Source organism: Rhodopirellula maiorica SM1, from assembly GCF_000346295.1.
GTDB lineage: Bacteria > Planctomycetota > Planctomycetia > Pirellulales > Pirellulaceae > Novipirellula > Novipirellula maiorica.
In genome coordinates this window covers 1-5861 of record NZ_ANOG01000922.1, presented here as the reverse complement: position 1 = coordinate 5861, position 5861 = coordinate 1, and the positions used below count along the sequence as shown (strand labels likewise).

At 53.8% G+C, this 5861-nt stretch carries 6 protein-coding genes; 5 read left to right on the top strand and 1 reads right to left on the bottom strand.

Annotated features, from left to right (window positions below; all coding sequences use genetic code 11):
* The 3 genes from RMSM_RS29265 to RMSM_RS29255 form a co-directional block, all read left to right on the top strand.
* Window positions 1-2181: ribonucleoside-diphosphate reductase subunit alpha (locus RMSM_RS29265; RefSeq protein ID WP_052031862.1), on the top strand; the 2181-nt coding region annotated here is incomplete at its 5' end.
* Between the two features lie 24 nt (window positions 2182-2205).
* Window positions 2206-2487: a hypothetical protein gene (locus RMSM_RS29260; RefSeq protein ID WP_008705892.1), complete on the top strand. Its 282-nt coding sequence runs from the start codon at window positions 2206-2208 to the stop codon at window positions 2485-2487.
* Between the two features lie 3 nt (window positions 2488-2490).
* A complete protein-coding gene (locus RMSM_RS29255; protein ID WP_008705889.1) occupies window positions 2491-3537 on the top strand; it encodes a ribonucleotide-diphosphate reductase subunit beta in 1047 nt (348 codons plus the stop codon).
* A 47-nt stretch (window positions 3538-3584) separates the two neighbouring features.
* Here RMSM_RS29255 and RMSM_RS29250 read toward each other — a convergent pair whose 3' ends face one another.
* Window positions 3585-4019 carry a DUF3859 domain-containing protein gene (locus RMSM_RS29250; protein WP_008705885.1) on the bottom strand — a complete coding sequence of 145 codons (435 nt, stop codon included), beginning with the start codon at window positions 4017-4019 and terminating at the stop codon, window positions 3585-3587.
* Between the two features lie 223 nt (window positions 4020-4242).
* On the opposite strand from RMSM_RS29250, the gene RMSM_RS29245 reads away from it, so the two are divergent.
* Window positions 4243-5247 carry a TIGR00266 family protein gene (locus tag RMSM_RS29245; protein ID WP_008705883.1) on the top strand — a complete coding sequence of 335 codons (1005 nt, stop codon included), beginning with the start codon at window positions 4243-4245 and terminating at the stop codon, window positions 5245-5247.
* A gap of 14 nt (window positions 5248-5261) precedes the next feature.
* Window positions 5262-5861 (top strand): tRNA (adenine(22)-N(1))-methyltransferase (locus RMSM_RS29240; RefSeq protein WP_008705881.1); only part of this gene is annotated, 600 nt, incomplete at its 3' end.

Below are 5861 nucleotides of genomic sequence, written 5' to 3'. Positions count from 1 at the left end.
GGTTTAACCCAAATTGACGAGGACTTCACCGCCGTCTATCGCGATCGTTTTGAACATTACGTGATCGAAGGAATTCGCTGCGGACGATTATCCGAACAACTTCGGAGTTTCGCTCTTCCGAAAATCGCCGACGCACTGCTGCCCGAACGAGACAAATTGTTTCGCTATCTCGGCGTGCAAACAATTTACGACCGCTACTTGTTGCATGTGGACGGACGCCGCATCGAAACGCCGCAATATTTCTGGATGCGAGTCGCGATGGGTTTGGCACTTCGCGAAGATGAGGATCAGCGAACCGATCGAGCGATCGAGTTCTATCAACTGCTTTCGTCGTTCCGATTCACCAGTGCCACCCCGACGCTATTCAACTCGGGGACACAGCATCCGCAGCTAAGCAGTTGTTACTTGACGACGGTGCAAGACGATTTGGCCCACATTTTCAAAAGCATTGGCGACAACGCGATGCTTTCGAAATGGGCCGGCGGGCTGGGCAACGATTGGACGAGTGTTCGCGCCACCGGATCGCTGATCAAAGGCACCAACGGCACGAGCCAAGGAGTGATCCCGTTTCTAAAGATCGTCAACGATGCGGCAGTGGCAGTAAACCAGGGCGGCAAACGAAAGGGAGCCGTTTGTGCGTATCTGGAACCATGGCATCTTGATTTCGAAGAGTTCTTGGATCTGAGAAAGAACACTGGCGATGACCGGCGTCGGACGCACGACATGCACACCGCCGCCTGGATTCCCGATCTGTTCATGGAGCGGGTTCGTGAAAACGGGACTTGGACGCTGTTTAGTCCCGATGAAGCAAGCGATCTGCACGACACCTACGGCCGTCGTTTTCGCGAGCGATACGAGCACTACGAAAAAATGGCCGCTGCGGGAAAAATGAAACAACATCGTCAGGTTTCGGCAACCGAATTATGGCGAAAACTGCTGACGCGTACGTTTGAAACGGGCCATCCGTGGGTGACGTTTAAAGATCCGTCAAACATCCGCAGCCCGCAAGACCACGTGGGCGTTGTGCACAGCAGCAACCTATGCACCGAAATTTTGCTGAACACTAGCGAGGATGAAACGGCGGTTTGCAATCTGGGCAGCGTCAATTTGGCGGCTCATATTGTCGATGGTCGTTTGGACCACGGGTTGCTCAAAGCGACGATCACCACTGCGATGCGGATGCTGGACAACGTGATCGACATCAATTTTTACCCCACGGCCGAAGCGCGCAATGCAAACCTTCGCCACCGCCCGGTGGGTCTTGGAATGATGGGGTACCAAGATGCACTGCATCGATTACAGATCGCGATCGCCAGTGACGAAGCGGTCGAATTCGCCGATCGCAGCATGGAAGCGATCAGCTACTTTGCCCTATTAGCGTCTAGCCAATTGGCGGCCGAGCGAGGTCGTTACGAATCGTACGACGGGTCAAAATGGGACCGCGGCCTGCTGCCGATCGACACGATTGAACTGTTGCAACAAGAACGCGACACTGCGGTGGACGTCGACCGATCGACCACGATGGATTGGCAAGTCGTTCGTGATGCAATTGCCAAAAACGGCATGCGAAACAGCAATTGCCTAGCGATCGCCCCCACCGCAACCATCTCGACGATCATCGGCGTGACTCAGTCGATTGAACCGACCTATAAACTGCTCTACGCCAAGAGCAACCTGTCGGGCGAGTTCACTCAAATTAACGAACCCCTTGTCGATGCGTTGACCGAACAAGGTTTGTGGGACGCTGCCATGCTGGACGCGCTGAAATATCACGATGGATCGCTGGCGGACATTCAGCGAATCCCCGAGGAAATAAAGCAGTTGTTTGCTACCGCGATGGAAATCGAGCCGAAATGGTTAATCGAAGCGGCCTCGCGGCGCCAAAAATGGATTGACCAAGGCCAATCGCTGAATTTGTATTTGGCCAAACCAAGCGGAAAATCGATTGATGCGATGTACCACCTAGCTTGGCAACGCGGCTTGAAAACAACGTATTACCTGCGGTCATTGGCGGCAACACAAGTGGAAAAGTCGACCGTCGATGTCAATCGACACGGCATCCAACCGCGTTGGATGAAATCGGCGAGCCAATCGGGCCAGATCCGCGTCGACCGCATGGCCACGACCGCAGCTGCACCGACTTGTTCAATCGACGATCCTGATTGCGAGGCGTGCCAATAGCGGTGCACGAACGAATGCGACAACATGCTGTTTTACGTCAATTGGCTCGAACGTGGTTTCCGCGTGGTTCACACCCCTGGCATTGCCCGTGCATTTGTCCGGGTCGAAAACAGTGGCGACCATTTTGTGCTGACGGATTTGGGCGGTTTTGATTTACCACAGCGAAACGGCCCGTTCCAAGCAACCCACTTCAACAAAAATGACGAGCTGATCGAAGGCCCAATCATTTGTAACACTCGTCTTAGCTTAGCCGCTTGGCTTCGCTCTCGATCCACGATTCCCATTCCTACCGACCCAAGGATGTAGGCCATGACCGCTTCTGAAACCACTCGAGTTCAAGCCAACCGTTTTGCCGCGAACGAAAAGCGTTTGATCAACTGCAGCCAAGTGGATGTCAACCAATTAATGCCGTTGAAATACAATTGGGCGTGGGAACACTACCAAAATGGATGTGCCAATCACTGGATGCCAACCGAAGTGCCGATGACCAAGGACATCGAAACGTGGCGAAGCGATCGATTGAGTGACGCCGAACGTCGCGTAATCATGCGAAATCTGGGGTTCTTTTCGACCGCCGAAAGTCTGGTCGGCAACAATCTCGTGCTGGCGATTTTTAAACACGTTACCAATGCCGAGTGTCGCCAATACTTGTTGCGACAAGCGTTCGAAGAAGCGGTTCATTCGCACACCTTTTTGTACGTCGTCGATAGCCTTGGGCTGGACGAAGGCGAAGTGTTCAACATGTACCACGAAGTCCCCTCGATCGCTCGCAAGGACGCGTTTGAAACCGAGTTGACTGCCGAAGTGCTCGACCCTCACTTCACAACCTCAACGGACGAAGGAGCTCAGGCGTTCCTGAAAAATTTGATCGGCTATTACTTGATCATGGAAGGCGTATTCTTTTACACCGGTTTTGTGATGATGTTGTCGTTTCACCGACGGAACCTCATGACCGGGATCGGAGAACAATTCCAATACATTTTGCGAGATGAGACGATTCATCTGAATTTTGGAATCGACTTAATCAACGGCATCAAGGCCGAGAACCCTGATTTGTGGACCGAATCGTTTCAACACGCGATGATCGACCGAGTCAAGCAAGCAGTCGAATTGGAACTGGACTATGCTCGCGATTGTTTGCCCACGGGGATCCTGGGACTCAATCACGACCTGTTCCGCGACTACGTCCAATACATCGCCGATCGTCGTCTGGAACGAATTGGGTTGCCGATGCAGTACGGATCATCCAATCCATTTCCCTGGATGAGCGAGACGATGGACTTGGCGAAAGAGAAAAACTTTTTCGAAACGCGTGTGACCGAGTACCAATCCGCAGGCAGTCTCAGCTGGGATTGATCCGCGAACCGACGGTCTTACTTCGCAGCGGGAACGTGATCGCGGAATCAGTCACCCTCGCTCGGTGGATCGAGGGTATATTCCGTAGTGGGTGCGTCGCGATAGAGTTCAAACGTTTTTTCCGCGACAATCTTGTCATCCAACTCGAGCGTCAACTGCCACAGCCCTAACTTGTCTTCGATCGGTTCCCAGATCGTGTCACCAAGGTAAAAATTCCAATCGTTTTGCTTGACGTACACCTCCCCATCAAACGGGGGCCTTCGATTGCCGTCGTCATCCAAGATTCCTGGATGGTCGATGCAATAACGCAGCGATTGATTCTTGGCGTTTTTAATGTTGACAACAAAGCCAAATTCAACGCCCACTTCCGCTGGTACGGAGGTGGTTGATTTGCAAAATCGAGGTAGCTCTTTGGAATCCGCATCCCATTGGGTGTAGATCCCAAAGGTACGCATCCGGATCTCAGGTTTTCGTTTCGCCATAGAAAGGTGGAAGAGGGAAAGCGTGTCGACGTCAGTGTGTGCCGGTCGGATCATAGCGGGTGACCTGCTGGGTGGCGCCCCCCGGGATGATATCTTACGATATAAATAGCATGCCCTTTTCGATCCTCGATTTGCTGCAGAAGCCGGCGGGTGTCCTGCGACAACACGAGATCAAGAAACGAGCCGCATCCACATCCCCTGCCGATTTTGCCAGAGCACTCCCATGACCCTCAATCTCAACTGCCAATGCGGAAAGAAATTGGCAATTCCTGAAACCTATGCCGGAAAACGAGTCAAATGCCCGTCTTGCGCGGCGGTGCTACAGGTTCCTGCTTTGGCCGAGCCGGTCGATGTGATCGAGGACGCCCCTGTTAGCGCTTTTCCCGTCGCCGCAGGAGCTCAAAACATGACACGACCGGGCTATGGTGGTGGTGGCGGTGCCAATCGTCGCAGCCACGAGGTGGATTATGAAATCGTCGGCAACGATATGCAGATGGTGATCGTTGAATTGGATCCGGGCGAAACCGTGATCGCCGAAGCCGGCGCGATGACGTACATGGAAGAAGGCATCCAGTTCGAAGCCAAGATGGGCGACGGGTCGGAACCCGATACCGGTTTCTTTGGCAAAATGATGAATGTCGGCAAGCGAGCGATGACGGGCGAATCGCTGTTCATGACCCACTTTACCCACACCGGTGCGGGCAAGAGTCACGTGGCGTTTGCGGCCCCCTATCCGGGCAAGATTATTCCCATCGATCTCGCCACGATTCCCGGCAACGACCTGATCTGTCAAAAGGATGCGTTTTTATGCGCAGCGTTTGGGACCCAGGTCACCATCGCGTTCAACAAAAAAATTGGAACGGGATTGTTCGGCGGCGAAGGTTTCATCATGCAAAAGCTGGTCGGCGACGGGTTGGCGTTTATCCATGCTGGTGGAACGATCATCGAACGTGAACTGCACGGCGAGACGCTGCGTGTGGACACCGGTTGCTTGGTCGCGTTCGAACCGCACATGGAATACAACATCGAACGTGCAGGAAATCTGAAAAGCATGTTTCTCGGCGGTGAAGGCTTGTTCCTGGCCACGCTGCGAGGCCACGGTCGGGTGTGGTTGCAAAGTTTGCCAATGCGACGATTGTCTGAACGCATCGTCGCCAACGCAGGTCCGTCAGGAAAAGGTGAAGGATCGATCCTCGGCTCGCTCGGCAATCTGCTGGACGGCGACTGAGCGTCCTCATTGTTATGCCGAAATTAGACATTCGATTGCGAACCGTCGCATCCCTGATCAATCCACGCGGTGACGAGTCGGTCGTTCACGGAGACATCGGTTCGGATCATGGGGGATTGCTGGTATCGCTGCTGAGAAGCAAGCGAATTGCCCAAGGGATTGCGGTCGAAAACAAATCGCAGCCGTACGAGAATTCATGTCGGGCGTTAAAGGGTTTGGCCGCGCAAGTCCGCTTCGGTGATGGCTTGGCGGTGATCCATCCGGGCGAACTGAGCAGTTTGAGTATCTGTGGAATGGGGGCCGAAAGCATGGTCAAAATCCTCGACGCCTTCCCAGATCGCGTTCCCCATCACGTTGTCTTGCAACCGAACCGGCAACACGAACTCGTCCGCAGCTGGGGGTTGCGAAATGGGTTTCATTTGTGCGACGAACAGATCGCTTGGGGACATTGGCCTTATGCCGTGATTTCGCTGCGACGAGCGAAGGTGGCCACGCAGGATACTTCGACGCCCAACGATCCCGCTTATGCCGATGTTGATTTCGATGCTGCATTGTTGTTTGGGCCACTGATCCTGAAACGCTGGGAGCCGCAATTCGCAGCCCGGCTGCACGAA